Source organism: Paenibacillus nanchangensis, from assembly GCF_046543445.1.
Classification (GTDB): domain Bacteria; phylum Bacillota; class Bacilli; order Paenibacillales; family Paenibacillaceae; genus Paenibacillus_AQ; species Paenibacillus_AQ nanchangensis.
Genome location: NZ_JBHOFD010000026.1, coordinates 50,531 through 75,945, shown reverse-complemented (window position 1 = coordinate 75,945; position 25,415 = coordinate 50,531). Strand labels below are relative to the sequence as shown.

At 54.6% G+C, this 25,415-nt stretch carries 21 protein-coding genes; 13 read left to right on the top strand and 8 right to left on the bottom strand.

Annotated features, from left to right (window positions below):
- The first annotated feature begins 54 nt into the window (after nt 1–54).
- Together ACE6ED_RS20115 and ACE6ED_RS20110 are read left to right on the top strand one after the other, a co-directional pair.
- Nucleotides 55–660 carry a TVP38/TMEM64 family protein gene (locus tag ACE6ED_RS20115; protein WP_410829130.1) on the top strand — a complete coding sequence of 202 codons (606 nt, stop codon included), beginning with the start codon at nt 55–57 and terminating at the stop codon, nt 658–660.
- Between the two features lie 146 nt (nt 661–806).
- Nucleotides 807–1,706: an aldo/keto reductase gene (locus ACE6ED_RS20110; RefSeq protein ID WP_410829192.1), complete on the top strand. Its 900-nt coding sequence runs from the start codon at nt 807–809 to the stop codon at nt 1,704–1,706.
- 272 nt (nt 1,707–1,978) lie between these two features.
- On the opposite strand, the gene ACE6ED_RS20105 is transcribed toward ACE6ED_RS20110, so the two are convergent.
- The 3 genes from ACE6ED_RS20105 to ACE6ED_RS20095 all read right to left on the bottom strand — a co-directional run bounded on the left by ACE6ED_RS20105 (nt 1,979) and on the right by ACE6ED_RS20095 (nt 4,643).
- Nucleotides 1,979–3,484 carry an aminotransferase class V-fold PLP-dependent enzyme gene (locus ACE6ED_RS20105; protein WP_410829128.1) on the bottom strand — a complete coding sequence of 502 codons (1,506 nt, stop codon included), beginning with the start codon at nt 3,482–3,484 and terminating at the stop codon, nt 1,979–1,981.
- Between the two features lie 133 nt (nt 3,485–3,617).
- Nucleotides 3,618–4,094 carry a DsrE/DsrF/DrsH-like family protein gene (locus tag ACE6ED_RS20100; protein WP_410829126.1) on the bottom strand — a complete coding sequence of 159 codons (477 nt, stop codon included), beginning with the start codon at nt 4,092–4,094 and terminating at the stop codon, nt 3,618–3,620.
- Nucleotides 4,095–4,346: 252 nt separating this feature from the next.
- Nucleotides 4,347–4,643 carry a hypothetical protein gene (locus ACE6ED_RS20095; protein ID WP_410829125.1) on the bottom strand — a complete coding sequence of 99 codons (297 nt, stop codon included), beginning with the start codon at nt 4,641–4,643 and terminating at the stop codon, nt 4,347–4,349.
- A gap of 203 nt (nt 4,644–4,846) precedes the next feature.
- Between ACE6ED_RS20095 and ACE6ED_RS20090 the strand changes: the two genes are divergently transcribed.
- Both ACE6ED_RS20090 and ACE6ED_RS20085 read left to right on the top strand, forming a co-directional pair.
- Complete coding sequence (locus ACE6ED_RS20090) at nt 4,847–5,800, top strand: 1,4-dihydroxy-2-naphthoate polyprenyltransferase (RefSeq protein WP_410829123.1); 954 nt, start codon at nt 4,847–4,849, stop codon at nt 5,798–5,800.
- A gap of 86 nt (nt 5,801–5,886) precedes the next feature.
- Entirely contained in the window at nt 5,887–6,885 is a 999-nt protein-coding gene (locus ACE6ED_RS20085; RefSeq protein WP_410829121.1) for a Gfo/Idh/MocA family protein, read from the top strand.
- A 213-nt stretch (nt 6,886–7,098) separates the two neighbouring features.
- Here the strand turns inward: ACE6ED_RS20085 and ACE6ED_RS20080 are convergent, their stop codons facing one another.
- Entirely contained in the window at nt 7,099–8,793 is a 1,695-nt protein-coding gene (locus tag ACE6ED_RS20080; protein WP_410829120.1) for a methyl-accepting chemotaxis protein, read from the bottom strand.
- Between the two features lie 264 nt (nt 8,794–9,057).
- Here ACE6ED_RS20080 and ACE6ED_RS20075 point away from each other — a divergent pair, with 264 nt between their 5' ends.
- On the top strand, nt 9,058–9,489 hold the full coding sequence (locus tag ACE6ED_RS20075; protein WP_410829118.1) for a MarR family winged helix-turn-helix transcriptional regulator: 432 nt from the start codon (nt 9,058–9,060) through the stop codon (nt 9,487–9,489).
- A 31-nt stretch (nt 9,490–9,520) separates the two neighbouring features.
- Nucleotides 9,521–10,078 carry an RNA 2'-phosphotransferase gene (locus tag ACE6ED_RS20070; protein ID WP_410829116.1) on the top strand — a complete coding sequence of 186 codons (558 nt, stop codon included), beginning with the start codon at nt 9,521–9,523 and terminating at the stop codon, nt 10,076–10,078.
- 127 nt (nt 10,079–10,205) lie between these two features.
- Here ACE6ED_RS20070 and ACE6ED_RS20065 read toward each other — a convergent pair whose 3' ends face one another.
- On the bottom strand, nt 10,206–12,071 hold the full coding sequence (locus ACE6ED_RS20065) for an LTA synthase family protein (protein WP_410829114.1): 1,866 nt from the start codon (nt 12,069–12,071) through the stop codon (nt 10,206–10,208).
- 275 nt (nt 12,072–12,346) lie between these two features.
- On the opposite strand from ACE6ED_RS20065, the gene ACE6ED_RS20060 reads away from it, so the two are divergent.
- Together ACE6ED_RS20060 and ACE6ED_RS20055 are read left to right on the top strand one after the other, a co-directional pair.
- The gene (locus ACE6ED_RS20060; RefSeq protein ID WP_410829112.1) at nt 12,347–14,665 is read left to right on the top strand and encodes a helicase C-terminal domain-containing protein; all 2,319 of its coding nucleotides are present in this window, start codon (nt 12,347–12,349) and stop codon (nt 14,663–14,665) included.
- A 70-nt stretch (nt 14,666–14,735) separates the two neighbouring features.
- Complete coding sequence (locus ACE6ED_RS20055; protein ID WP_410829110.1) at nt 14,736–15,704, top strand: Gfo/Idh/MocA family protein; 969 nt, start codon at nt 14,736–14,738, stop codon at nt 15,702–15,704.
- A gap of 166 nt (nt 15,705–15,870) precedes the next feature.
- Here ACE6ED_RS20055 and ACE6ED_RS20050 read toward each other — a convergent pair whose 3' ends face one another.
- Nucleotides 15,871–16,554 (bottom strand): CidB/LrgB family autolysis modulator, encoded by a 684-nt coding sequence (locus ACE6ED_RS20050; protein WP_410829108.1) that lies wholly within the window; start codon nt 16,552–16,554, stop codon nt 15,871–15,873.
- Nucleotides 16,551–16,922: a CidA/LrgA family holin-like protein gene (locus tag ACE6ED_RS20045; protein WP_410829106.1), complete on the bottom strand. Its 372-nt coding sequence runs from the start codon at nt 16,920–16,922 to the stop codon at nt 16,551–16,553. Before ACE6ED_RS20045 ends, ACE6ED_RS20050 begins: the two co-directional genes overlap by 4 nt.
- 125 nt (nt 16,923–17,047) lie before the next feature.
- Here ACE6ED_RS20045 and cidR point away from each other — a divergent pair, with 125 nt between their 5' ends.
- Entirely contained in the window at nt 17,048–17,935 is an 888-nt protein-coding gene (gene cidR / locus ACE6ED_RS20040; RefSeq protein WP_410829104.1) for a cidABC operon transcriptional activator CidR, read from the top strand.
- A gap of 209 nt (nt 17,936–18,144) precedes the next feature.
- Nucleotides 18,145–18,429, top strand: a complete 285-nt coding sequence (locus ACE6ED_RS20035; protein WP_410829102.1) for an aspartyl-phosphate phosphatase Spo0E family protein — start codon at nt 18,145–18,147, stop codon at nt 18,427–18,429.
- A 272-nt stretch (nt 18,430–18,701) separates the two neighbouring features.
- Here the strand turns inward: ACE6ED_RS20035 and ACE6ED_RS20030 are convergent, their stop codons facing one another.
- Nucleotides 18,702–20,774: a serine hydrolase gene (locus tag ACE6ED_RS20030; protein ID WP_410829100.1), complete on the bottom strand. Its 2,073-nt coding sequence runs from the start codon at nt 20,772–20,774 to the stop codon at nt 18,702–18,704.
- A gap of 277 nt (nt 20,775–21,051) precedes the next feature.
- Here ACE6ED_RS20030 and ACE6ED_RS20025 point away from each other — a divergent pair, with 277 nt between their 5' ends.
- The 3 genes from ACE6ED_RS20025 to ACE6ED_RS20015 are packed head-to-tail and all read left to right on the top strand — an operon-like array spanning nt 21,052 to nt 25,182.
- Nucleotides 21,052–21,561 carry a MarR family winged helix-turn-helix transcriptional regulator gene (locus ACE6ED_RS20025; RefSeq protein WP_410829098.1) on the top strand — a complete coding sequence of 170 codons (510 nt, stop codon included), beginning with the start codon at nt 21,052–21,054 and terminating at the stop codon, nt 21,559–21,561.
- Nucleotides 21,554–23,302, top strand: a complete 1,749-nt coding sequence (locus tag ACE6ED_RS20020) for an ABC transporter ATP-binding protein (protein WP_410829096.1) — start codon at nt 21,554–21,556, stop codon at nt 23,300–23,302. The genes ACE6ED_RS20025 and ACE6ED_RS20020 overlap by 8 nt, the downstream gene beginning before the upstream one ends.
- Entirely contained in the window at nt 23,299–25,182 is a 1,884-nt protein-coding gene (locus tag ACE6ED_RS20015) for an ABC transporter ATP-binding protein (RefSeq protein ID WP_410829094.1), read from the top strand. Before ACE6ED_RS20020 ends, ACE6ED_RS20015 begins: the two co-directional genes overlap by 4 nt.
- The last annotated feature ends 233 nt before the right edge of the window (nt 25,183–25,415 follow it).

Here is a 25,415-nt window from a genome sequence, read left to right as displayed (position 1 = left end):
TCATGTATAATAGACAGGGTGATAACGTCTACTGATGAGGAGTATATAAGCGTAATGTATACACTGGATATTATGTCATGGCTGACCGAAGACCAGCTCCGTCTCATGCTGGAGAAATACCGGTCATTTGGGCCGTTTCCCGGAATTCTGCTGACCTTTATGAAGTCGTTTGTGCCTCCGCTGCCGACGATCGTTATTGTGGGGTTAAATGCGGCGGTCTACGGACTTTGGCTGGGTTTTCTGTATTCGTGGATCGGGCTCATTTTGGGCTGCTTGGCGACCTTCGGCATCGTGCGCAAGATCGCTTCCCGTGAGGTGCTGCAGAAGTGGGCTTCCCGGCCAAAGGTGGCAAAAAGCATGCGCTGGGTACGAAACAGCGGGTTCAGCTATGTGTTTTTGCTCAGTATTTTTCCGGTTGGACCGTTTGTAGTTGTCAATCTGGCGGCCGGGCTTGCCGGCATGCGGCTCCGGTCATTCCTGCTTGCGGTGGCGGCTGGCAAGGCAATTATGGTGTTTGCCGTTTCTTATATTGGCAACGACCTGGAACGTTTTATCCGGAACCCGGCTGAAGTGCTGTATGTGGTGTTGTTCATCGGGCTGTCCCTCTGGGGCGTTCGCGCCATTGAGGCCAGGTTTGCCAGAGCCGCGGGCGGCCGTTAAGACAGGAAGAAGCTGTAAGCTGCCGGGTGCTGGCACCCGCTTGTCCAGTAGACAAGAAGCCGGTAACTGCCGGGGGTGGAAAGCCATCTTTTGGCGGAGTATGATGAGAAAGTGAATTCATTCTTATGACGAAAGAGGTGCGGCAGGTGAAATACCGCAAGCTGGGAAGCACGGAAATGAACGTTTCGGTTGTCGGCGTGGGCACCTGGCAGTTCGGCGGAGAATGGGGAAAAGATTTTACGCAGGCTGAAGTGGATGCCATGCTCGACAAAGCGGGGGAATTGGGCATCAACCTGATCGACACGGCCGAATGTTACGGCGACCATCTGTCGGAGAAGCTGATCGGCGGCTATCTTTCCCGGCGCAAGCGGGAGGATTGGATTGTGGCGACCAAGTTCGGCCACCATTTTAACGGACACCTGCAGCGGGATCAGGTATGGGGTGCGGACGAGGTGCTGGGGCAGCTGGATGCTTCGCTGCGGGCGCTCCATACCGACTATGTCGATTTGTATCAGTTCCATTCGGGAACGGACGAGCAGTTCGACAACGACAAGCTGTGGACCATGCTGGACAAGCAGAAGCAGGCGGGCAAAATCCGCCACCTTGGTATCTCCATCAGCGCGGCGAACAGCGGCGTGCATCAGACCTCGTCGGCGCCGGAGGTAGGGGCGGAAGCGATCCAGGTCGTATACAACCGGCTGGAACGCGGGCCGGAAGAACGGATTTTCCCGCTGTGCGAGGAGCATCGGCTGGGCGTATTGGCGCGTGTTCCGCTGGCAAGCGGTTATCTGAGCGGCAAATATAAGCCTGGCACGGAGTTCCGCGAAGGCGACGTCCGGGCGAGCCACAGCGAAGAAGCGCGGGCACGGCAGCTGCGGGAAGCGGCGGAGATTGCCGCAAGCGAAGTTCCGGAAGGGATGAACATGGCGCAGTGGGCGCTGGCCTGGTGTCTGAAGCATTCCGCCGTAACCACAGTTATTCCGGGCTGCAAAAATGTGGAGCAGGTGATCTCCAACGCGGAGGCAGCCGACATCGAGCTGGGATAGCAGCCGGACGTTTTTTTTATGGCCGCTCAATACCGGCCCCGGCCATCCAGTTATCGTGTAATATAATGTTTTCCGGTTGATATACCGGGAAGCATGAAAGCGGGGCTGTCCCATAAGTCGCAGTGTGACGGGGGACAGCCCTTTTTTCGTAATATACTTGGCACACTTCATGGAGGGTCTATGCAAAGCTGGCCCAGCCAGAGCAAAGCTTGATTTGGGGTGTATTGTTTATGTTTGGGTCCTAGGCCCGGCGGCTGGAATACGTTGGAGGGTCAGAGCTGGAACATGTCCTCGATCGCTTTGGTCTTGCCGGGATTTTCCGCCCGGTGTACCCAGCTGTTGCTGAGCGGGTCGTACTGGTAATCGGCGGTCCATTCCGTACCGTTGCGGAGGATGGCTGCCGTGGCGGAAACCAGGGTGTCCACTTCGGCCGCCGTCATCATCGGATGAATGGAGAAGCGGACCCAGCCCGGCTTAAGCGACGGGTTGCCCGCGCTCAGCTGGGAGGCAATGACCGATGACTGCACCGGGGAAATGCCCAGCAGATGGTGGCCGTACGGGCCGGCACAGGAGCATCCTCCGCGCGCCTGAATGCCGAACCGGTCGTTCAGCAGGCGGACCATCAGGTTGTAATGGATCGTGTGCACGGTGAATGAGACAATGCCAAGGCGGCGTTTATGCCGCCCCTCCAGCACCGTAATGCCTGGCAGTTGACTTAAGCCTTCCAGCAGCTTTGACGTCAGCTGCCGCTCCCGTTCCTGCAGCGCCCGGGCGCCCATCTGTTCTTTAAGCTTCACACACAACGCCGTACGAAAAGCCTGCATGAAACCCGGCGTTCCGCCGTCCTCCCGGACTTCCACATCCGGAATATAGCTGCGGCCGCCCCACGGATTGGTCCAGACGACCGTTCCGCCGCCCGGCTCATCCGGCTCATTTTTTGCATATAGCCGGCTGTCAAAGACAAGCACGCCTCCAGCTCCCGGACCGCCCAAAAACTTATGCGGCGAAAAGAAAATGGCGTCCAGCTTCTCCTCCGGCCGCTCCGGGTGCATGTTGATAGCCGTGTAAGGCGCGCTGGCGGCAAAGTCCACAAAACAGATCCCGCCAGCCCGGTGCATGGCCGCCGCCAGCCGGTGGTAAGGCGACTCGATGCCCGTCACATTGGAGCAGGCGGTGAAGGTTCCGATCTTCCAGCGGCGCGTGCGGTATAGGCCCAGCAGCTGTTCCAGCCCGGCTGGATCGGGGCTGCCCTCCGGGCCGGCGGGGACGGTGACTATCTCAGCCCCCGTCTCCACCCATGGGAGCTGGTTGGAGTGATGCTCCATATGGCTGACAAAAATAACAGGCCGGTCCGCTTCGCCGAGCATTCGGGCCGATTGCCCGTCCGCAGGCAGCCCCAGGATGCGCCGGAGCTTGTTCACAGCTCCCGTTGTTCCGTTGCCTGCAAAAATCAAGGCATCGTACAGCGCCGCGTTAACATGCCGTTTAATGATTTGTTTGGCTTCGTGATAGGCGCGCGTCATGGTAAGCCCGGTTGTGCTGGCCTCCGTGTGCGGGTTGCCCACAAGCGGGCCGAATTTTTCCTGCAGCGTATATTCGATGGGCCGGTACAGACGGCCGCTGGCGGCCCAGTCGGCGTATAGCAGCGTCTTTTGGCCATATGGCGTATCAATCTGGCAGTTTATGCCGATGGTATGATTCCGGATTCCGAGAAAATGGGCCTCGGACGGCAAACTGGGCGTATACATACCGGTATCCGCAGCGGTGCGGGTAAGCACAGGCGTCCCTCCAATGCTGAAGCGGTTTTGCGAAATCGGCCGGATTCCTGGGTTCAGTATATGCCCGCTGCGGGAAATGGGTTAACGCCCATGGCTGCCATGAGTTGCATTTTAAAGGTGGACCGGATGTCTACTAAATAAACAGCTGCATGTCGCTGCTCAGTGCATCGTCCAGATAAGCGGCGGCATCGATAATTTCCACCTCGGGCAGAAACTCCTCGGGCTTAAAGCCCATAATTTCCACGGACAGCTTGCAGGCGCAGAAGCGGATATTTTTTTTGCGGGCCCCCTTCAAAAAGTGAATCAGCTTGGGTGCACCCTGCTCCTCCATCATTTCCTCCAGCATCATTCGTCCCAGGCCGCTGAAATTCATCCGCGACAGCGGAAGGTGCGCGGGCCCTTTTGGTGTAACTACATCCATCAGCTTCTCGTAGACCGTTTTGTCCTCCAGCGTCATTTTTTCAGGGTCACGAATCAGAAAGAGTCCCCAGAAGGCAAAAAACATCGTTACCTCAGCCCCGATATCCTTTGCCGTATTGGCAAGAATCAGGCCAGCCATCGCTTTGTCGTATTCGCCGCTGAACATCAGCAGGTTTAATTTTTTGTCCATGTCGGTTCTCCCTTCGGGCTTCGCCTAGTCCGCTTTAGTGTGCGCCCGGGCCAAGAGCGGCATCCTTCCGCAACAATTTGTTCATGATTTCCGCCGGACTTGCCGAAAAAAAGAAGACCCCGAAAGGGGGCCTTCACTGCTCTGTGTATGGGATTGTGACCGGGGCCAACTATTATTAGCCGTCTGTTTGTGGCCTATTGATCGCCGAAACGGCATAACGAAGCGTCTCAGAGCTGTCTTTCGCCCGAAGTTTCAAGCGTCCGGGCCGGGGCGGCGGAGGTCGTAGTGTCTGGCGGCCAGCCACAAGGCGCCTGTGAACAGCACAATCAGTCCGAGAATAATGCCGAACCGCCAATCGCCGGCTTTAAAATTAAGCTGCAGCACAGTCAGGACCAGTGACACCTGCGTCCAGACAAGCGTCCGTTTGCGTAGGTTCGTTATATTTTCTCCCATCCCGGGCATCCGGCGGATGATGATAAAGGCAATTACCGCAAGCACCAGCGCAAATACGGCTGTACCCGCCAGCTCAGAGGAAGTAAACGTATTCATAAGCTTCAATCCTTTCTGCTGAAGTAATCTGTCTCTTATTATATCGGCTGTTTTGAAGGCTGCTGATACCGCATCAGGCGGGAGAAAGAGAAACTGCAATTTTATTATAACAGTCCCGTGCCAAACCAGGCGGCGTTGGTTCACCTCCCTGCCGGGGATTTCATGTATAATGTTGAATGATCAAAATGAGGGATGTGCCTTGCATGAATGTAAAAAGCTTTTTGGAATTGGTTGAAATCCGCACTAAAGTTGCCAGTATGATTCCTTATATCATGGGCACACTTTATGCGCTTTACCGGTTTGACACGTTTTACCCGCTGCATGCCGTGCTGATGCTGGTTTCGCTGCTCAGCTTCGACATGGCGACAACCGCCATCAATAACTATTATGACTTTAAAAAAGCGATGAAAACCCATGGCTACGGCTATGAAACCCACAATCCCATCGTCAGCCGCGGCTTGAAAGAGCGCACGGTTGTCTTAACGATCTGCACCCTGCTTGGACTTGCCGCTGCCGGCGGGCTGCTGCTTGTGGCGAACACGGGCCTTATGGTCTTTTTGCTGGGCGGATTGTCGTTCCTGATCGGCATCCTGTATTCCTTCGGACCCATCCCCATCTCCCGTATGCCGCTTGGCGAGCTGTTTTCGGGTTTGTTTATGGGATTTGTTATTATTTTCGTATCGGCCTATATTCATGCGGGCAGCTCACTGGTCGCGCTTACCTTTGACGGTGCCTGGGTGCGGCTGGACATTCAGCTGGCCGAGGTAATTTATCTGTTTCTGTTCTCCGTGCCGGCCATTTGCGGCATTTCCAACATTATGCTGGCCAACAACATCTGCGACGTGGAAGACGACGTGGAAAATAAGCGTTACACGCTGCCCGTTTATATCGGAACGGGTCCGGCTCTGCTGCTGTTCCGCTGGCTGTATTATGTGTCTTATCTCGACCTCGTTGTATTGATGTGGCTTGGCGTTCACCCGCTGCTCGTGCTGCCGGTGCTGCTGACGCTGATTCCGCTGCGCCGGAATATCGGGGTGTTTATTCTAAACCCGATCAAAGCGGTGACGTTTGTGCTGGCGGTCAATAACTTTGTCCTGCTCAATCTGGCCCGGATCGGCGTGCTGGTGCTTGCGGTGGTGATCCAGCGGCTCGTCTAAGCAATCCGGCCTTTGACCGCTGCCCGGTGTGTGGCATAATGAACGGGTACAACCTAACCTTATCTTAGAAAAAGAGGTGGAAACGGATGAATCGGAAGCTGCGTTGGGGAATTATGGGCTGTGCCGGGATCGCCGTCAACTCGGTGATGCCGGCGATACGGGACTCCAAGACCGGCATTCTGACGGCGATTGCCAGCCGGGGGCTGGACAAGGCGAAGGAGACCGCCGAGGCGTTTGGCATAAGCCGCGTTTACGGCAGCTATGAGGAGCTGCTGGCCGATCCCGGGGTGGATGCGGTTTACATTCCGCTGCCGAACCACCTGCACCGCGAATGGGTGATCCGGGCGGCTGCAGCGGGCAAACATGTGCTGTGCGAGAAGCCGCTGGCGCTTGATGCCCGTGAAGCAGCGGAGATGGTTGAAGCCTGCACAAAAGCAGGCGTGCATTTGGCCGAAGCGTTTATGTACAGGCACCATCCGCGTATTCTTCAGCTGAAAGAGTTGATCGACGGGGGAGTGATCGGTGAAGTCCGGGTTATCCGGGGAGCGTTTACATACAATGCGGCCGCCGACACAGGCAATATCCGCTTTGTTTCGGCTTGGGGCGGCGGGTCGCTGTACGATATCGGCTGTTATCCTCTCAGCGCGGCCCGGCTGTTGTTCGGGGAGGAGCCGGAAGCCGTGACGGCACATGCGTTGTTCTCGCCGGAGCACGACAATGTCGACATGATGGCGTCAGGGATGGTGGAATTTTCCGGCGGGAAATCGCTGATTTTTGAATGCGGCATGTGGGCGTTTGGCAGACAGGTGCTGGATATCATCGGAACGGAAGGCCGGATTGAAGTTCCGCGGCCGTTTAACGGCAGCGACGACGCGGCATTTACCGTTCATACCAAAGACGGCATCCGCGAGGTGGATGCGGAGGGAGCCAATCCGTATACCCGGCAGGCCGATGATTTTGCGGAGGCGGTGTTTGGCGGCAAACCCCGTTATGTGCCGGCGGACGCCGTGCTGAATATGATGCTGATCGAAGCCTGCCTGCATTCAGCACGGACCCGGGAACGGGTAAACCTGTCCCGCCCTTAGACAGTGCTGCAGAAGCAGGGGAAACCGCATCCTTAAAGGAACAAGAAGCGCCATCTCTCCAATGGAGGAAGGCGCTTCTTAATTTTGCTGACGGCTATGTTGACAATGCAGACATTGCTGAGCTTAAAGTTGGCAAAGCTGCTATCTAAGTTGGCTTTGCTTATGTTCCGCCAAGGATTGATCTGTTCAGATGGTTCATCCTTGACTGTAGAGCTACACCTTGAACCGTTCAATTAAGGTCTGGAGATTGCCAGCCAGCGAGGAGAGGAACGTAGCGGAGGCCTCAATTTCCTGCATGGCGGCCAGCTGCTCCTGCGATGAAGCCGACATGTTTTCCGCTCCCTCCGCCGTCTTGTTCGCAAAAGCTACAATCTCATGCAGCGCTTCAACCAAACGGTCGGATGATTCGGACAAGCGGCGGACCGTCTCGGAAATCCGGCGGCTTTGATCCGCCATACCGGATACGGAATTCTCGATTTCAGAGAACGACTGTCTGGCGTCGGCCACCTTTTCCGCTCCCTGCTCCGTTTCTTTGGCGGACTGTGCCATCAGCTCTGATGCCGCCTCCATCTGACCGACAATCAAGCTAACACGCTCGCGGATCTGCGCGGCAGAGCCTGCCGAACGCTCCGCCAGCTTCCGCACCGACTCGGCGACGACGGCAAAACCCCGGCCTTCTTCACCCGCCCGGGCCGCTTCAATCGCCGCGTTAAGCGACAGCAAATGCGTCTCCTCGGCGATGCCGGAGATCATCTCCACCATACCTTCAATCTCACGGGAGTGTCCGGACAGCTCGGTAATCCGCTCCGCCAGATCGGCCGTAGTTGCCTGCATGGTCCGAAGCTGTGCGGCTGCGGTTTCCACCGCATTCCTGCCGGCCCGTGCCTGTTCCGCGTTATGCTCCGCGTATTCGAAGGCCTGTCCGGCGGTCTCGGAGATATGCGCAATGGATTCCGACATGCTGTGCACGGAGCTGTAGCCGTCCTCCAGCTTGTGCAGTTGGCGCTGGGCCCCTTCGGCCAGCTCCATCGTAATGCCGACAGTATGCTCCCCGACCTGATTGGTTGCGCCTGCGCTCGCCGATAACTGCTCGGACGAAGAGGCGACCTGCATGGACGTTTCGTTTACTTCGGTAATGAGGCGGTGCAGATTTCGGGTCATTTCGTTAAAATCTTCCGCCAGCCTGCCGATTTCGTCCCGCCCGCGGAGGACAACCGGCTCATGCGACAAATCACCGTGAGCCACCCGGTTGACGGAGACGGACAGCTTCGACAGCGGGCTGACCATCCGCCGGATCATGAGGTAAGCCGCCAGAATGGCGATACCCAAAATAATGGCGCCGATCATGAATGGACGAAGGATAATATCCTGTGTACGTTCCTTGATCAGCGGACCGTCGAAGTTGATCGCCATCAGCGCGATAATCGGTTTGCTCGGGTCATGGTCCTGGTAGATCGGACCGTATCCGGTCTTCAGAGAGACGCCGTCATATGTATACACTTTGGAATAGGCGGAGTGTTTGTGCTCCACAATCATTTTTTTATCCTGCTCGCTGAAGTAAAAATCCTGCCCGGCGGTATACCCCCGCTTCTGCAGGGAAGCATCCGCGGCCAGAATTTTGCCGTCCATCGACAAAATAAACGCCTCTTTAAAGATCGGCTTGTGTTCAACAATCCAGCCGATCCGGTCCTCGACCTCTTTTCGTTTAGAGGTATCGCCGGACGCAAGCGCGGTAATTAACGCGGGGTCGACAAGGCCGGTTGTAATGTTTGCACAGCCGACGAGCTCGATTCCAGCCGCTTCGTCGACCTGTCTATAGGCGGCGCGGTAGCCGAAATAGCCGATGGAGGAGCCGACGAGCAGGAGCACAGCCAGCATCATCCAGGTTAATTTTGTTGCCAGTTTCATAAGGGAAGTTCACCAACTTTACTGAAGTCTGACCGGAGTGCTTGACCGGTCTGCTAGGATTATACTGCAAGGCCTAAACGACATATAAGCCGTGTTTGATGTATTTTGTGTGACTGTTTTCGTGAAAGTTACGAAAAACATCAGACAAATTACGAAAGGATAATAATTGGGAAATATTTGAATGCGATGTAATGTTCATTGAATAACCGGCGTGCAAAATGGTACTCTTAGAACAGAACGAATCAGACCGGAGGCATGGACGAAATGGCAGAGCAACCGGATCCGCTGGTGGAGCAGATCGGACACGGATTATGGAAAATGCAGCGTAAAATTGTAACGGGAATGGCCCTGCATCAGGAGATGGGGCTGACATTCCCGCAATTTGCTCTTCTCAATATGGTAGGTTTCGAGGGGAAATCCCGCGTTGTGCAGCTTGCGGAGAAGATGGAGGTCAAACCCAGTGCGATCACGGTCATGCTGGACCGGCTGGAGCAGATGGGGCTGATCACCCGGGAGCAGGATGAAAGCGACCGGAGAGCCGTCGTAGTCAGCGTGACGGACAAAGGGCAGAAGGTCCGTGAGGAAGGGCAGCGACGTTCTAAACGGCTGCTGGAGCAGTATTTGTCTCCGCTGACACACGACGAGCTGGAGCGGATGGCCGCCCTGTTCGCCAAGCTGGGCGAAGGGGAGCGTTGACCCGCTTCATAATTTAGAGGAAGTGATACGGATGAATAAACAGACAGCCGATATCAAGCTGAGCAAAGTGATGACCAAGATGCTCCGGCACAAACCGGAGGAAGCGGGGTTATCGCTTGAGGAAGACGGCTCGTGTACGGTAGCCAGTCTGCTGAAGGCCGTTCAGGCACTGCCGGGATGGTCGCATGTAAAGCTTACCGACATAGAAAGAGTGGTCCGCAATTCGGACAAACAGCGCTTTGAAATTGATGGCGGGCGCATTAAGGCCAGATACGGCCACAGTTACAGCAAAATAGAATACGCGCCGGGCAACCCGCCCGCGGTGCTGTATCACGGAACAAACAGACAGGCCTTGCCTTTTATTATCGCGGAAGGGCTGGACCCGGTGGGAAGACAGTATGTCCACCTGTCGGAGGGTACCCATTTTGCCGCATTGGCCGGGAGCCGCAGGGGAGAGCTGGTGATGCTTAAGATTGATACGGTGCAAGCGGCCCAGGCGGGAATTCCTTTTTATTACGCCGGTAATGAAGTATGGCTGGCCGAGTGGGTGCCGTGGGAGTGCTGTTCTGTGGTGGATGATGGGGAATAAGTTTGCGAACTGGGCGGAGGCGGGCTGTTAGCGGACTCCCGAAACAAAAAAAGACGCGTAAGAGGGAACGTTCCGATCTGGACGTTCCCTCTTTTGCGTTCTTTGTGGTATTTTCCCTGGCTGAAAATCAGGGATTATGAGCCGCCGCGGGATTTTTATCAGGCAGCTGCTTTACGTAACTGTCGGACAGCTGCAGAAGACGCAGCGCCTTGTTGTATTCGTCTTTCGTTACCGCCGGGCGCGTGCCGCCGCTGGACAGCGGGTACTGCGAGTTGTCGTCGAAGCTGATCCCCGGAATCATCAGTCCCGTCGTGGAAATCAGCGAACCCGAAGGCAGATAATAACGCTGCGGCAGCACGTTGTACGTTTGGCTCAGCAGGTCCTGCCCGAAGTGAAGGTGGTCATCCATCGGGAATCCAAGCAGTCCGGCAGCCGTCGGGAAAATATCGACTTCTCCGCCTACCTGGGGAAGAATCCGTCCGCTGTCGCCGGCATTTACGATCAGGAGCGGAATGTTGAGCATATGGGAATAGCTGTATTCGTCGCCGTAGATTTCGGCCATCAGCTTTTTGTCGTCATGATCAAGCGAATAGATGGGAAGGCCCATGTGGTCGCCGTAAATCATAATCAGGCTGTTGTCCCACACCCCGTTTGCCTTCAGTTCTTTGACGAATTCGCCGAAAGCGGCATCGGCATAATTCTGCGCCCGGATATAATCGCCTACAAAGGTGCCTTCGTACCGTTCAGGCAGCTTCATCCGGTATTTTTCTTCCGGAATGGTGAACGGGTGATGCGCCGACATGGAAATCACCTGGGCATAAAATGGCCCGGCTTCCTGCATTTCCTTCAGCTTCTCCGCCGTCTTGCGGTACAGCACTTCATCCGAAGCGCCAAAGAAAAACGTGTCCTCGTCGCCGAAGTATTCATGTTCGTAATAATGATCCCATCCCAGCGAGCTGTACAGCTCGCCGCGGTTCCAGAACTCGACGTCGTTGGTATGGAAGGTCGCCGTGCTGTACCCGTGCTCTTTCAGGAACCGGGGCATGCTGGGCAGCTTCTTGTCGACATACGCCATCGTTGCCGCACCGCGCGGCGGGATATAATACGATGTATTAACGACGAATTCGGCGTCGGACGTATTGCCTTGGCCGACCATTTGATAGAAGTTGTTGAAGTACAGGCTGTCTTTCATCACAGCATTCAAATTGGGCGTGACTTCCTTGCCGTCAAGCTCCAGACCCAGCAGGAACGATTGGAATGATTCCAGCTGGATAATCACCAGATTTTTGTCTTTTGCCGATCCGTACAGCGGCGAAACGCTGTTCGGATCGATCTCCTTAAGCTCGTTCACAGCCTGCTGGGTAATCTCTTTGGCGTCGACCAGTTCGATTTTGTCTTGAGAGAAAATGGTATAAGCTTCATAATTAAGAATGCCCATCTCTTCCGCCTTCTTGATTTCGTTCATGCTTGCCCGGTTGGGCAGGACGTTGAACAGGCAGAGGCCAAGGGACACGGCGAACAGGACCATCGGCACGCTGCGGCGGCCGGAGCGGTTAATATTTTTCTTCAGCTCTTTGCCCTTTTTGCTTCGGAGGAAATAATAGCCGAGCAAAATGATATCGGTAAAGATTAACAGGTAATACGGGTCCATCAGCGAGAAAACGCTGTTCCGGACGGCCGTCACCTGGTTCACTTGTTCAAGGGCATGGTAAGTAACGATAACTCCGTAGTACTTGAAATACATAATGGCAGCAAACAGGATGGCGGTCAGCAGCAAATTCACTGTCATGTAGTAGCCCAGTTTCCGTTTGGAAGCAAATCCCTCGATCAGACAGAAGACCGCCCACACAAAAGGAATTTCGGTGAACAGCGATTTCCAGAACGGCGTGTCGTCAAAGATGACGCCCCAGGCGAGGAAGCTTTTCAGAATAAAGATCAATGTGAAAAAGACAAACGGCTTGACGATCCACTTTTTACCGCTATTTAACAGCACGGCTTCGCCCTCTTTCTGCGTAATAACGGGTAGTCGTTCCCGCTTGGGAGGCTCTGCCGGAGCAGGGAGACTCCATAATAACAAAGTCCATTATGCAACTGTGTTAAAAGAATGTCAAAATCGAAGATAGCCGAACCGGACCGGTAAGCTGGCGCAAACAGCGGTTTTCACTGCCGCTGCCGCCGGAGGGTTTGATAATCTCGGCCTGGCGCGTTTGGAGAAATAAGTAGGGCGGACGATTCCAGAAGGGACCGAAGCGGAAAAGGGGGAGAACTATGGATCCGGTAGTTTCTATATCCGTACGGACACTGGTTGAATACGCTTACCGCAGCGGCAGTCTCGTATCGGGCTTCCGCAGTGCCGCCTCGATGGCCGATGGGGCGCGTATTCATCAGCAGCTTCAGCGGGAGTACCGGGAAGGCGACCGCAAGGAAGTGTTTCTTGAAGCGGATATTCCATACGGACGGCTGATATTCCATGTGGAGGGCCGGTGTGACGGGCTGCTTGCGGGGGATGACGGCATTCCGGTTATTGAAGAGATTAAATCGACGGCGGAGCCGCTGGACGGACTTGGCGAAGGCAAAAAAGTACACTGGGCGCAGGCGCTAATGTACGCTTATATGCTGGCGGCGAAAGACGATTTGCCCCGCGTAGAGGTGAAGCTTGTCTACGTCAGCAGCATCAGCGGGGAGCGGCGCGACTTCCGGCGAACAGCGGAGCGGGACGAGCTGGAACGGTTCGCGGCGGAAACGCTGGCGGTCTACGAGCCGTACGCCGTCCTGCTGCATGAACACGCGCGGCGGCGGGATGAAAGCCTGCGGGCGCTGCCGTTCCCTTTTCCGTCCTACCGGGAAGGGCAGCGCCGTTTTGCCGGAGCGGTCTACCGGGCGGTGGAGGAGGGGGTGAAGCTGTTCGCCCAGGCGCCGACGGGGATCGGGAAAACCGTCTCAACGCTGTTTCCCTCGCTTAAGGCGATCGGGGAGGGAAAGCTTCGCCGGGTCTTTTACCTGACGGCCAAGACGGTGACCCGCACCTCGGCGGAAGCTGCGCTGCAGCTGATGGAAGCCCGCGGCATGATGCTTCATACCGTGACGATTACGGCCAAAGACAAGGCTTGTTTTCGGGAGGAGGGCGGCTGCACGGCGGAATATTGTCCTTATGCGGACGGATATTACGACCGGATTAACGGAGCGCTTATGGACCTGCTGGCGTCGGAGACGCTGATGAAACGCGAGGTGTTGGCCGATTACGCGCGCAAGCACACGGTGTGCCCGTTTGAGCTGTCGCTGGATGCCGCTTACGCCGCGGATGCAGTCATCTGTGATTACAACTACGTATATGATCCCCGAATCAGCCTGAAGCGGTTGCCGGAGGAACAGAAACGGGGCGCCGTTTTACTTGTAGATGAGGCGCACAATCTGGTCGACCGGGCGCGGGAGATGTTTTCCGCTTCATTGACGAAAGCCCCTTTCCTGGAGCTGCAGCGAATGTATAAAGAGCGGAACCGCACGCTGTGGAAAGCATCGGTGGCTGTCAATCGTTTCTTCATCGACCTGCGCAAAACCTGCGGCGAAGAAGGAAACGGCCGGTGGGAAGTGTATCCCGAGGCGCTGCCAGCCCTGCTTGATCTTTTTACGCAGGAGGCGGAAGCGGAGTTGTCGGCGGCGGTGCCTGAACCCGGCGGCGAGGAGAACGGCGATACGCTGCTGGAGACTTATTTTGCCGCGCTGCAGATGCAGCGGATCGTGAAGCTGTATGACGACCGGTATGTTACTTACGCGGAAATCCGGGGGACGGACGTCTATCTTAAGCTGTTTAATGTGGATCCTTCGTATTTGCTGAGCGCGATGAGCAAAGGCTACCGCTCCCAAATCCTGTTTTCGGCCACCCTGTCTCCTTTATCTTATTACCGGGAGATGCTTGGGGCCGGTGAAGACGACTACAGCGTGGTTGTCCCTTCCCCGTTTCACCCCGAGCAGTGGGAGGTCTGTGTGCTGCCGCTGTCCACGCGGTACAGGGACCGCGAACGTTCTGTGCGCCCGCTTGCCGAGGCGCTGGGCCGCATGGCGGAGCGGAAGGGCAATTATTTAGCGTTTTTTCCTTCTTATCAATATTTAAGGACGGTATATGCCGAGTTTGCGGTGCTGTACCCCGAAGTGCGGACGCTGGTGCAGGAGACCGGAATGAATGAAGAAGCAAGAGAAAGCTTTCTTGCGGAGTTCCGCCCGGACCAGCCCGGCACGGTGCTTGGTTTTGCGGTGCTTGGCGGAATTTTTTCGGAAGGCGTGGACCTGCCCGGGGACCGGCTGAACGGCGTCATGGTTGTGGGCGTGGGGCTGCCGCAGCTCGGGTATGAAAGAAATCTGCTGCGCGACTTTTTTAACCAGACGGGGCGGAACGGCTTCTATTATGCTTACGTGTACCCGGGGATGACCAAAGTACTGCAGGCAGGCGGCAGGCTGATCCGGAGCGAACAGGACAGCGGAACGATTTTGCTGGCGGACGACCGGTTTCTGCAGGAGCCGTACGCGCAGCTGCTGCCGGACGAATGGAGGGCGCAGAGGGTGGCGCCCTATGAATGGGACGGGTTATAGTTACTGGTAACCGGAGATTATACGGAAATGGGATCTCTGTCTACAATCGAGACTATGGGAGGTATATGGAATGAGCTTGCAGATTGGGATTGCGGGTACAGGCTGGTTTGCGGGTATGCATGCGGACCTGCTTGCCTCTATGGAAGGTGTTAAGGTGCAGGCGTTTTTGGGAAGCAGCCCGGAGAAGGGCGAAGCGATGGCCCGGAAATACGGGGCGAACGGTTACGGAAGCCTGAAGGATATGCTGGACCGGGAAACGCTGGATGCGGTCTATATCTGCGTGCCGCCCGAGGCCCATGGGGCGATTGAACGGTCGCTGATCCGGCGGGGGATTCCTTTTCTGGTCGAAAAACCGCTCGGCACGGAGACTTCGATTCCGGCGAGCCTGCTCCAGGATATCAAGGAAGCCGGGCTGCTGACGTCCGTTGGTTATCATTTCCGTTACCAGGAGTCCGTAAAGCGGCTGAAGACGCTGCTGCAGGAAGACAAGATCGGCATGGTCGTCGGCCAATGGATGGGCGGCATGCCGGGCGTTGCCTGGTGGCGGGATCAGGAGCGTTCAGGCGGACAGTTCACCGAGCAGACAACCCACATTGTCGATTTGCTGCGGTACCTGGCCGGGGAAGTGAAGGAAGTCTACGGCGTATTTGGCAACCGCATTATGCAGGACAAGCATGAAGGCGTTACCGTCGCCGACGTGGGAACGGTGTCCTTGACGCTTGAGAACGGCATCGTCGCCAACATTTCCAATACCTGCGTTCTTCCAGGCAGGGTGGGCCGCGTCGGTCTCAGCTTTTATAACGAGCAGGGTATGCTGGACTGGAATCCGGAACGGCTGCTGGAAGTGAAAGAAGGGCACAGTGAGGAGTTCGCAAACACGGGCAATCCGTATCAGGCGGAAAGCGAAGCGTTCCTGCATGCGGTGCGGACGGGAGACCGCTCGCGGATTCTCAGCGATTATGAGGACGGATACCGGACGCTGAAGGTCACCTGTGCGGCCTGGGAGTCAGCCAAAAGCGGCCGGCCGGTCAAGCTTTAGGCGGCAGTATGTTTTTTATCCAATATAGACTGAACTATTGAATGACAGCTCCGCCCAACCTGTCCCTCTTAAGTTCAGTCTATATAAACGTAAAAAAAGAGACACCGGCGCCCTGCATCTACAGGGGCGGTGTCCCTCGGCCCAAGCCGGGACGGCCGTCACAGATTCATTGGAGGAAAAACGAGAGTAAAGCAGGCGCCGTAAATAAAGTGAACAACGCCGTGAGGATCATGGAAATACTGGAGATGGTGCCGGTCAGCGAGCTGAGCTCAAACGCCTTCGATGTGCCGGTACCGTGCGCGGCGGTTCCCAGCGATACACCGCGCGCAATTTCAGTGTCAATGCGGAAGAGGCGGAGGACCGTAGGCCCCATCAGGGTCCCGAGCACGCCGGTAAGAATAACGAAAACCGCCGTAATGCTGGGGATGCCGCCAATGCTCTGCGAGATGCTCATCGCAATCGGCGTTGTGACCGACCGCGGCACCAGGCTGGTGGCGAGATCGCCGCTCAAATGCAGCCATTTGGCCAGCAGCATGGAGGAGAACACGGCCGCAATAGAACCCGACAGCACGCCTGCCGCAATTTCGGCGGCGTGTTTTTTGAGCACTTTAAAATTTTTATGCAGAGGGATGGCAAAAGCGACGGTCGCCGGCTGAAGCAGGTCGGACAGCCATTTGCCTCCCGCATTGTAGGACTCATAGTTCACGCCAGTTAACAACAGCAATGCGATGATCGCGATTGGCGTGATTACTAGCGGAGACAGGTACATTTTCGAGTGCGCTTTGTACATTTTTTTGGCCACCAAATAGATACCGACGGTTGCGCACAGACATAACATTCCGGTAATCATGAATGCTTACGCTCCTTTGCTTTGTAAATAAAGCCGGTCAGAAGTCCGGAGCTGGCCATGACAACGAAGGTGCCGGTGATAACAACCGCAAGCAGCCGGATCCCGTCGCTTTCCAGCAGCGCGGAGTATTTCATCACACCGACCGCTGAAGGAATAAAGAACAGCAGCAGCTCGGCGAGCAGCCAGGAAGCTCCCAGCTCGACCCATTCCAGCCGCAGCACGCCCAGTTCCAGCAGCAGGAAGACAAAAGCCATGCCGATAATGCTTCCGGGAATGGGAATATTTAATGAGGCGGTCAGCAGATTGACGGCCATGGAGAAGGCGGTTAGCGCAGCGACCTGCAGCAGTACGATGCCTAATTTTTTCACTGAAGTTCGCTCCTTTGGATCATCCGTTTTGATTTGATAATGAAATTTTACATCAATTGTTTTCATAGGTAAAATGAATATATCGAATAAATGACATTCCTACTGTCTATGGATGAGGTGAAGGCGTGGAAATTCGTCAACTTCAGTATTTTGTGGAAGCTGCGCGGCTTGGAAGCTTCTCGAAGGCCGCCAAATCGCTGTATATTACCCAGCCGACCATCAGCAAAATGATTCGGAGCATCGAGACCGAACTGGGGGCGGACCTGTTCTACCGGGAAGGTAAAAGCATCCGTCTGACCGATGCCGGCGAAATTTTGCTGGCGAAAGCGCAAAATATTGTGGATTCCTTCCAGAGCTTGTCCTCGGAGCTGGACAGCCTGCGCGGTCTGAAGCAGGGGCATATCCGGATCGGGCTGCCGCCGATGGTGGGCGCCAGTTTTTTTCCGTCGGTGATCGGCGAGTTTCATAAACGCTACCCCGAGGTGACGATCCGGCTGTATGAAGACGGGGCTAAAAAAGTGGAACATGAAGTCGAAGCCGGCCTGCTTGATATAGGCGTTGTCGTGCTTCCGGTCAATGAAGCTAAATTTCATTACTTTTCATTTCTGGAAGAAAAGCTGGAGCTGATTGTCCCGCTGGGGCACCGGCTGGCCGGAAATTCATCGGTGGCGCTCGGCGATTTGGCCGAAGAGGAATTCGTTTTGTTCCGTGAGGACTTCACGCTGCATGACAGGATTATTACGGAATGCGTCAAATCGGGTTTTGAGCCGCGCGTCATTTACGAGAGCTCGCAGTGGGATTTGATCAGCCGGATGGTTGCCGCGGGGCTCGGCATTGCCCTCCTGCCCGAAACAATCTGCCGCCAGATGGATCCGGCCCGCATCCGCGTGCTGCCTTTGTCGGGGGCGGCGATTCCCTGGCAGCTCGGCATGATCTGGCGCAGAGACCGCTACTTGTCTTTTGCCGCCAGAGAGTGGGTAAGCTTTGCGCGCGGATTGTTGAACCGGGGATAGCCCTTTCCCCGGCTTAACAACACCTGCATGTAGTTTCTAAGGGTAATGACACCTTGAATCGGAACTCTTCCCTGTTCCCCGGAATACCGGAAAGTGAATAAAAAATGAATATAGGGAACATTCAGAACGACATTTTTTTCTTTTTTTTCAAAAAATGTTTTTTGGTATCCGCAATTATGATAAAGTGGAAGTGTATCGGAGGGAAGGTGATGTCAATGCTATACGAGGCATACTCCTCAAACGAGCTTCTCAGAGAGAGCCGGGAGGACGAGCTGTTTATGACTATAGAGAACTTGCGCTGCGAGCTTTTGGAAATCGCCCGGCAGCGCAGCTTGAGCGACCGCGCCGTGGTTGAGCTCAGCGAGCGTCTGGATGAGTATATCCTGCTTGCGCAGCACCGGATGATGGGGGATCTGCGCAGCCGGAGAGAGGATCTCTCGTCTGTGGCATCCGCTTCCGGAATGAAGCCGGGCAAGGGCCCATTTACACAATAGAAGGGCGCCCTGCGCTCCGATCCTTACCTAACCGGCCCCTGATTTCCGGCAAGCCCTGCGGCGGCAGCGACAGTAGGGTTATTTTTGTGTGCACATTTGTTGTTACTAACAGGCTCAGGCCGGATCAGCTGTATTTAAATGCCTGTATTGAAATACGAAAAATTGAAATGCACGTTAATAAACACCTTTAGGCCTGTGTGATTGACACGGACATAAAGGTGTTTTGTTTGTGTATTGAAACATGGACTATTAACTAGCGCCCTTTGCAAAATCTAATTTTTTGCTCCCAAAAGTATTACGGGGATCTTTTCGCAAAAAGATGCGATCATTGCGGCGGCTTCCTGGCGAAGCATTGGGCGGGCAGGCTCATAATCAACAGCGTCATCCGCGGCTGCCTTTACTTCAGGACCAAAAAGCTGCATGGCCGCCACAAACTGTACGGCTTCCGAAGCCCAAGGCGCCGGCGGTGTTCCCGTCAACTTAGCCTGTGGCGCCGGGACTGACGTATTGAACTGAATGAATCTCCATAAAATGGCGGCGGCTTCTTGTCTGGTAATGGCGCGGTCTGGCTCAAATCGGCCCCCTGGAACCCCTTTTAGTCCGGCATAGACGACCGCCGATTGAATTTCCCGGGCCAGCTTATGTCCGGCCGCATCTTTGAACGTCACGGGATCATTAGATAGCTGAAACCCGGTGACTTTCATCAGCAGCTGTACAAATTCTCCGCGTGTCATGGCTGCTTCAGGCCTAAAGGCAATTGTATCCGTGTTGCTCAAAAACTGCATGGTGTGCAGCTTTTCAATTGCAGAGGCGTATGGACTATTGGCGGGTACGTCGGAGAAGGGTTGCGGCACAGGCAGCTTTTTCAGGAAACTGTCCGGATAGTTGTAATACATATATTCAATATGACCCTGCTCATCTGCTTTAAAGCCTGCTTTCACCCCCTGTTCATCCTGAAACAACAGCTCTTCCAGCTGATGAAGCTTGTGGGTTCCTTTGGCATCTTTAATAACAAGGGTTCCGTCATCGCCTGCTTTCACTTCCGCGCTAAGCAATGGGACTCTTAAATCCTGGAATTGCCCTTCGAACCTGGCCAAGCTGTTCCTGGATGATTTCATTGGCGCGGCTGTTTTGTGTTGTTCAGGGAAAAACCGATCCATAAATGAGCCGAAAATCTCCATGCGAGGATCGAGTGCTTCACCATTAACAATGACCATCGCACCTACTTTCTGCTCCGGAACCATCCACAGCCAGGAGTGAAAGCCGGGCAGATCACCGCCTTTTCCGATGCCGTTATAACCGTTGTAAAGATTGTTATACATGGCTTCAAAACCATAGGACATCACAGGCAGGTTCTCGTTAATGCCATACTGATAGGCTTCCATCGTGGCTGCTGTTTCTTCCTTCAGAATTCGGGCATCGCCAAGCTTCCCGCCGTTTAACATAGCCAGCATATATTTGGCCATATCACTGCCAGTAGAGAACATGCTGCCGCTGGGGTCGATGTCCGGATAGTTAGGATACACGGCTATTTCTTTACCCGCCGCATCATAGGTTTTTGCAAGATTTTCTTTAACATGCGGCGATAATGCAAAGTCGCTATGTATCATGCCAAGCGGCTTAAATATGTTTTCTTTTACATAAATATTGAAGTCGGTGTTAGCCGTGTTTTCTACGATATACCCTTGGTGCACAAAAGCCAGATTGTCATACCGGTAGGCCTCGCCAGGTTTTAATTTTACGGACGGCAGGTTCTTTTTTACATAAGCTTGGAGAGTGACACCAGGGGTATTACCGGAAAAATCAGTGTAATCATAACCAGTTGTATGGGTCATCAAATTTTTCGCAGTGAGGGGGACGCCAGTTTGATTGGGGATCGCAACACCGTCCATATAAGCGGAAATATCGCGATCTAAATCGATTTTACCCTGCTCGGCAAGCTGCATCATGGCTGTAGTCGTAAACAGCTTGGAGATGGATGCCATTCTAAAAACGGTCGTATCCGGATCGATGGGTGTCTTGGAAGCCATGTCCGAGTAACCATATCCTTTGTTAAGCAGGACTTTTCCATCCTTTACAACCACAAACAATGCGCCCGTCAGTTTCTCTTTAACATCCGCACGGGTAAAATAAGCATCCGCAAAGGCCTCTACGGATTTAGCGGTAATTGGTACAGCGGAGGAGCCTGCTGTCCCTTTCCCGGCAGGGCTTTGGCTTACGGCCTGATTGCTGGCAGGAGCAGCCGCGGCATGTGCGGGCACGCCTGTAGAAGACAAGATCAAACTTGCAATTAAGACACCAGCTGGAATGACCTGACCAGGCCATTTTCTATTTAGTGGTTTCATGTTATTTCCCCTCACCTCACTTATTTGGGTGCATCTTCCATTAGAATTGTATTATGCAGACACTTCCATTAACAACCAACCTTAGACTGGTAGTAGCGGGGACTTAAGTTTGTTTCGCACACTGGGCGGAGGTCCAGGTGGTAACCCAACCTTGGCCTTATCTGTTTCGAATCCGTCATATTTGTAACCGGATACAGCATTTGACAAGGGGATTGGTGCGGAAATATAATTAGGTATCCTAATTAATATAGTGTTTAAATATTAGTGAGTCTAATAAATGAGGAGGCGCCGCATTGGGATAAATAAGGAGAACATTACGGCCAACAAGCTGTATATGGCCCTGCGCCAGCTGCATAAAACGCAGTGGAAGCAGTCAATTGAGGGCAATAAGCCCAGCGAGATGACGCTGATGCTCTGTATCGCCAAACGGACCGAGCAGGGCAAGGAAGGACTCAAGGTGTCGGAAATCAGCCGCTTTCTCAGCTTAACTCCGCCGACGGTCACCCAGCATATCAACAGTCTGGAAGGAAAGGGAATGGTGGAACGCACTTCCGACCCTACCGACCGGCGAGTGGTCAGGGTCAGACTAACGGATAAAGGTGTGGCACTGACGGAGCGGGCCAAGGCGTATATGGATTCGGTTTTTGCCGAGCTGATCCAGTATCTTGGCGAAGAAGAGAGCGAACAACTTGCAGAGCTGATCCTGAAGGTCAAACGGTTTGTTCAGGAACATCCGCCGCTGGAGCTCGACAGGTTAGAAATGAACGGAGATGAGAAGCTTGATTAAATTATTTAAACAGCTGAAGCCATACAGTATGGCGATCATAGCGGTTCTTATCCTTGTATTTTTTCAGTCGATGGGGGATCTTTATCTGCCGACGCTGATGTCGGATATCGTGGACAAAGGCATTGTACAAGGAGATCAGAATTATATCTGGAAGATTGGCGGCTTCATGCTGCTCGTGGCCGGGCTTGGCGCTTTGTGTTCTGTGGGCGCGAGCTATTTGTCCTCCAAGGTCGCTGCAGGCTTCGGCAAAAACCTGCGTTCCCGCATGTTCAATCATGTGGAGAATTTTACGCTGAACGAATTTGACCGGGTAGGCACGGCTTCACTGATTACCCGGACGACAAATGATATTACACAGGTTCAGGTGGTTCTGACGATGATGCTGCGCATGATGGTCGGCGCGCCGATGATGATGATCGGCGGGATTATTATGGCCGTATCCGAGAACGCCAAGCTGTCTCTGATTCTTGTGGTGGTCATTCCGGTGCTGGTTGCCGTGATTGCAATCATCGGGGCCAAAGGGCTGCCGCTGTTCAAGGCGATTCAGGTTAAGCTCGACAAACTGAATCTCGTGCTGCGCGAGCACCTGACCGGCATTCGCGTTATCCGGTCCTTTAACCGGACCGAACATGAGACGAAGCGTTTCAATGCTGCGAACCGGGATTTGACCGATACGGCGATCCGCGTGAATAAAATTATGGCGTCGCTTATGCCGCTGATGATGCTTGTGATGAACTTTTCCATGATCGCAATCCTCTATTTCGGCTCCATCCGGATCGACAACAACGAGCTTGAGGTCGGGTCGCTGATGGCATTTATTCAATACGCGATGCAGATTATGTTTTCGCTTATCATGGTGTCGATGATGTTTGTACTTATCCCCCGCGCCTCCGCTTCAGCCGTACGGATTAATGAAGTGCTGGATATGCAGCCGGAGATCAAGGATCCGGAAAATCTGGCAGATGAACGCTCCAAGCGCGGCAGCAAGGATGGAATGCGCGGTTATATCGAGTTCGATAACGTCTCGTTCTCCTATCCAGGTGCTGAGAATCCCGCATTGTCGGATATTTCGTTCAGCGCGAAGCCCGGCGAGGTCACGGCGATTATCGGCGGCACCGGGTCGGGCAAATCGACGCTGCTCAGCCTGATTACGCGCTTTTATGAGGCCGATGGGGGCAGCATCCGGGTCGACGGTGTCGACATCCGGGAGATGACTCAGGAAACGCTGCGGTCCAAGATCGGCTACGTTCCGCAAAAAGCGGTGTTGTTCTCGGGAACGATCAACGAAAATATCCGCTATGGCAAAGAAGACGCGACTGACGAAGAGATCCGCCATGCGGCCGAGGTAGCCCAGGCGGCGGACTTTATATCAAAGATGGAGAACGGTTATGAGGCCCGGATTGCTCAGGGCGGCAGCAACGTTTCCGGCGGCCAGAAGCAGCGCCTGTCCATTGCACGCGCGCTTGTCCGCAGACCGGAGATTTATTTGTTCGACGACAGCTTTTCTGCACTGGATTTCAAAACCGACGCCAAGCTGCGTGCCGCTTTGAAGAAAGAAACGACCGAATCGACCGTCTTGATTGTAGCCCAGCGGGTAAGCACCGTTATGGATGCGGATCGCATCATTGTGCTGGACGACGGCGCTGTCGCCGGCATGGGCACGCACCGCGAGCTGCTGGAGCACAGTGAGGTTTACCGTGAAATTGTGTCTTCGCAGCTGTCAGAGGAGGAAATTGCATGAGCCAGGAAACCAACAAACCGGCTCCGGGCCGGAAAGGACATGGACCGGGAATGGGACCGGGCGCCGGAATGATGCCGGTGCAGAAAGCCAAGGACTTCAAAGGCACACTGCGCCGCCTGATCCGGTACCTGCGTCCGCAGATGCCCAAGCTGATCATCGTTTTGGCAACGGCGATCCTGAGCACGGTCTTTAATATTTTCAGCCCGAAGGTAATGGGTAAAGCAACAACCAAGCTGTTTGAAGGCATCGTTGCAAAAATGCAGGGCGTTCCGGACGCCGCCATTGATTTTGGCTATATCAACGACATACTGCTGCTTCTGGGCGGGTTATACCTGTTCAGCTCGCTGTTCGCTTACATCCAACAGTATGTGATGTCGGGTGTGGCCCAAAATGTGGTTTACAATATGCGTGAGCAGATCAACGGGAAGCTGGAGCGTCTGCCGCTGAAATATTTTGATTCCCGGACGCACGGAGAAATCCTCAGCCGGGCGACCAATGATGTGGACAATATCAGCACGACGCTACAGCAGAGCTTGACGCAGCTGATAACGTCGATCGTGACGATCGTCGGTGTCGTCGTGATGATGCTTACGATCAGCCCGTGGCTGACGCTGATTACGATCATTACGCTGCCGCTCAGCTTTATCGTGATTATGGGGATTACCAAGCGGTCGCAAAAACATTTTATCGGGCAGCAGGCATCGCTGGGACAGCTGAACGGCCACGTCGAGGAAATGTACACCGGACACCGGATTATCAAGGCGTTTGGCCGGGAACGGAAATCCCTTGAGGCGTTTGACGAGGTAAACGAGAAGCTGTACGATTCGGGCTGGCGCGCGCAGTTCCTGTCCGGCACGATCATGCCGCTGATGATGTTTATCGGGAACCTGGGTTATGTGCTTGTCTGTGTGGTCGGCGGGATTTTCGTCACCAAAGGAAGAATCGATGTCGGGGACATTCAGGCGTTTATCCAGTATTCGCGCCAGTTCACGATGCCAATCACGCAAACGGCCAACATTGCGAACATTATCCAGTCGACGATCGCTTCGGCCGAGCGGGTCTTCGAGCTGCTTGACGAAGAAGAGGAAGTGCCGGAGACGGAACGTTCCGCCGCTGGCGGGCTGGCGCGCAAAGGCGAAGTGGAGTTCAGCCATGTGAAGTTTGGCTACAGCGAAGATGCGATCCTGATTCAGGATATGAATATCCAGGCCAAGCCGGGTCAGACCGTAGCTATCGTTGGACCAACCGGAGCTGGCAAAACGACACTCATCAACCTGCTTATGCGCTTCTACGAGCTGAACGGCGGCGAAATCCGCATCGACGGCGTCAATATCGCAGATATGAAACGCAGTGAACTCCGCAGCCTGTTCGGCATGGTGCTGCAGGACACCTGGTTGTTCAACGGCACCATTCGTGAAAATATCGCTTACGGACGCGAAGGAGCGACGGAAACGGACGTTGTCCGGGCCGCCAAAGCGGCGCATGCCGATCATTTTATCCGGACACTGCCGCAGGGATACGATACCATCCTGAATGAGGAAGCCTCCAATATTTCGCAGGGGCAAAAGCAGCTGCTTACCATCGCCCGGGCCATCTTGGCCGATCCGGCCATTCTTATTCTAGACGAGGCTACAAGCAGCGTCGATACCCGGACGGAGGTTCAGATCCAGAAAGCGATGAACACCTTGATGGAAGGACGAACCAGCTTTGTGATCGCCCACCGCTTGTCGACCATCCGCGATGCGGACCTGATTCTCGTAATGAATCAAGGCAGTGTCATCGAGCAGGGGACGCATGCCGAGCTGCTGGAGCGGGGCGGCTTCTACGCCGACCTCTACAACAGCCAGTTTGCCGAAGAAGGACTGGAGCCGGTCAGCTGATTTTATCGTTTTGATGGCGAAATCCGATTGCGTGAAATGGTTAGATAAGTTTCGGCGTTTGCCAACAGCGGCCGGCCAAGGAGGATTCCTTGCGCCGGCCTGTTTTTTGCGGCGGGATTACGAAATTTGCGGCAGTGCTGGCCGCTTGCGTTCCCGCAAACGTGAGAGTAAGATGAATATACAAAAAATGACCCGTCGTTCATTTTGGGTCCGAGGAGGCAGAGAACAATACG